We start from the raw sequence: 1,819 nt of genomic DNA, 5'->3' as shown, positions 1-1,819 counted from the left end.
TGCGTTACGTGACCAACACCCAGGGCGAACTGGTGGTGATTTCCCGTTCCGGCGAAATTGTCATTCACGACGACATTGGTCGCGAGCGCGAGCGCCACAAGGTGCCGTACGGCGCGATTCTGGCTGTCAAGGCCGACCAGGCCATCAAGGCCGGCGCCGTGCTGGCCAACTGGGATCCGCTGACCCGACCCATCATCACCGAATTCGCCGGTCAGGTGAAGTTCGAGAACGTGGAAGAGGGCCTGACGGTGGCCAAGCAGGTCAACGACGTGACCGGCCTTTCTTCGCTGGTGGTGATCGATCCGAAGCACCGTGGTTCGACCAAGGTGGTGCGTCCGCTGGTCAAGCTGCTGGACGGCCAGGGCAATGAAGTGAAGATCCCCGGTACCGACCACTCGGTGACGGTGGGTTTCCCCATCGGTTCTCTGCTCGAAGTGCGCGACGGCCAGGAAGTCGGCCCAGGCCATGTGCTGGCCCGTATTCCGGTTGAAGGTCAGAAGACGCGCGACATCACCGGCGGTCTGCCGCGGGTGGCCGAGCTGTTCGAAGCCCGCAGCCCGAAAGACAAGGGCATGCTGGCCGAGATGACCGGTACCGTGTCGTTCGGTAAAGAGACCAAAGGCAAGGTTCGTTTGCAGATCACCGATCCCGAAGGCAAGGTCTGGGACGACCTCATTCCCAAGGAAAAGAACATCCTGGTGCACGAAGGCCAGGTGGTCAACAAGGGTGAGAGCGTGGTGGACGGCCCGGCCGATCCGCAAGACATCCTGCGCCTGCTGGGTATCGAAGCGTTGTCGCGTTACATCGTGGACGAAGTGCAGGATGTCTACCGTCTGCAGGGTGTGAAGATCAACGACAAGCACATTGAGGTGATTGTTCGTCAGATGCTGCGCCGCGTGATCGTGGACGCCGTGGGCGATTCCACCTACATCGCTGGCGAACAGGTCGAGCGTTCGGAGATCCTCAACACCAACGACGCGCTGCGCGCCGAAGGCAAGATCCCTGCGACCTACAGCAACGTGTTGCTGGGTATCACCAAGGCGTCGCTGTCCACCGACTCGTTCATCTCGGCGGCTTCCTTCCAGGAAACCACCCGCGTGCTGACCGAGGCGGCCATCATGGGCAAGCGCGACGAGCTGCGTGGTCTGAAGGAAAACGTGATCGTGGGCCGCCTGATCCCAGCTGGTACCGGCATGGCCTACCACGAAGCGCGCAAGGTCAAGGAAAAGATGGACGACGAAGAGCGCCGTGCCATTGCCGAAGCCGATGCGCTGTCGCTGGCGGCCGACCAGGCCGACCACGCCGACGTGTCCAGCTCCAGCGAAGCGCAATAAATCGATCAACGCGGGCAGTATTGCCGCCTGCCCCTCAAAAGCCCCCGACCATCCGGCCGGGGGCTTTTTTCATGTGCGCCCAGCATGGGCGCACTCCTGCGGGTGCAAGTCCCGCCGCAAGTTGACCAAGACGAGCGAAGCGCAACCGCATGAGGGCGACCGAGTGTGGGAAGGAAGCGTGGAGCGCAAATCATGAGCCGATGGACAAGAACCACATAGAAGGCGTTGCCGATCAGGGCGAGCGGGCATGAAACCGCAAAGCTCTCTTGGTCAAAGATCAGGCGGCGTAAATGTGGCGGTTGTGTGATGAAGGAGTGCGTTCTTACCTGGGGAGATCTCGCCTGGCGCCTGAAAGGGCGACGGTACTGCCGGAGCGAGAAGTCAGCAGAAGCCGTCGTAGCAGGAGCCGGGGCCGCTGAGGCCACAAGGCAAGAGCGAAGGACCGAACGAGAGTGAGTGACCGAGGACAAGGAGATGTCAAAGGC

Annotated in this window: 1 pseudogene; it reads left to right on the top strand. The window is 61.6% G+C overall.

What is annotated here, in order from left to right:
- Nucleotides 1-1,334 (top strand): annotated as a pseudogene (locus Q7J58_RS00970) (DNA-directed RNA polymerase subunit beta'); the annotation flags it as partial.
- Between the last annotated feature and the right edge of the window lie 485 nt (nucleotides 1,335-1,819).

Origin of the sequence: Hydrogenophaga sp. (assembly GCF_030656115.1) — a bacterium.
Classification (GTDB): Bacteria; Pseudomonadota; Gammaproteobacteria; order Burkholderiales; family Burkholderiaceae_C; genus Hydrogenophaga.
The sequence above is the reverse complement of the archived record's forward strand: the minus strand, read 5'-3'. Positions and strand labels throughout refer to the sequence as shown.